The organism is Pseudomonas sp. FW305-96, assembly GCF_058783825.1.
In genome coordinates this window covers 1-1055 of the sequence record NZ_JBYSYW010000070.1, presented here as the reverse complement: position 1 = coordinate 1055, position 1055 = coordinate 1, and the positions used below count along the sequence as shown (strand labels likewise).

Annotated in this window: 1 protein-coding gene; it reads left to right on the top strand. The window is 69.8% G+C overall.

From position 1 onward, the window contains the following. A partial coding sequence (locus AC3WL2_RS25770; protein WP_492574598.1) for a hypothetical protein occupies nucleotides 1-1055 on the top strand: 1055 nt, incomplete at both ends.

Genomic DNA, 1055 nt, shown 5'->3' with positions numbered 1-1055 from the left:
AGCGAGCTGCTCAACCAGCTCGGCATCCTTGGCGCCAAGGGCAACCTCGACCTGGTCGCCGCGCACCTGGACAACAGCGGCGGCAGCCTGACCAGCGGCGGCGATCTCGATGGCCAGGTCACGCGCCTGGAGCAGCTGGGCGGCAAGCTGTCCGCCGACGGCAAGCTGACCCTCAAGGGCAGCACACTGGTCAACCGCCAGGGCGCCGTGGTCGGCGCCGGGCAGGGCATGCACCTGACCGTGGATAGCGTCGACAACCGCGGCGGCGAGCTGTCCGCGGCCAAGGCGCTCAGCCTCACCGGGCAGCGTCTGGACAACACCGGCGGCCAGGTCCTGGCCGACACCGACCTGGCGCTGACGGTGGCCGAGGTCATCAACCAGGCCCAGGGCCTGCTGCGCGGCAAGGGCCAACTGACCCTCGACGGCCAGACCCTGGACAACCGCGACGGGCGTGTTTCCGCCGAGCAGGGCGCACGCCTGCGCCTGAGTCAGGCGCTGGACAACGGCAAGGGCCTGCTGACCAGCGAGGGCGACCTCGACATTGCCGCCGCCAGCCTCGACAACAGCGACGCCGAACTGAGCAGCGCCGGCAAACTGACCCTGGCCACCACCGGCAAGGTCGACAACCAGCGTGGCTCGATCACCGCCGACGGCGCCCTCGACCTGCGCAGCGCCAGCCTCGACAACCGCGCCGGCGAGGTCGGCGCCCAGGGGGCCATGGACATCGCCACCGGCACCCTCGACAACCGCGACAGCGGCCATGTGGTCGGCAACGACCGCCTGACCCTCAAGGCCGGCCAGGTCAACAACGCAGGCAGCGACAGCCGCATCGACAGCGATGGCGCCATGCACCTGACCGCCAGCGGTTTCGACCAACAGGCCGGCCGGATGCTGAGCAAGGCCTCGATCACCCTCGACCTGGGCCAGGGCGCGCTGGTCAATCATGGCCTGATCAAGGCCCCGGTGCTGGTGCTGAACAACCTCGGCAGCGTCGACAACCAGAACGGCGAAATCACCAGCCCGCAAGGCTTCACCTTGGTGGCCGATTCCCTGGA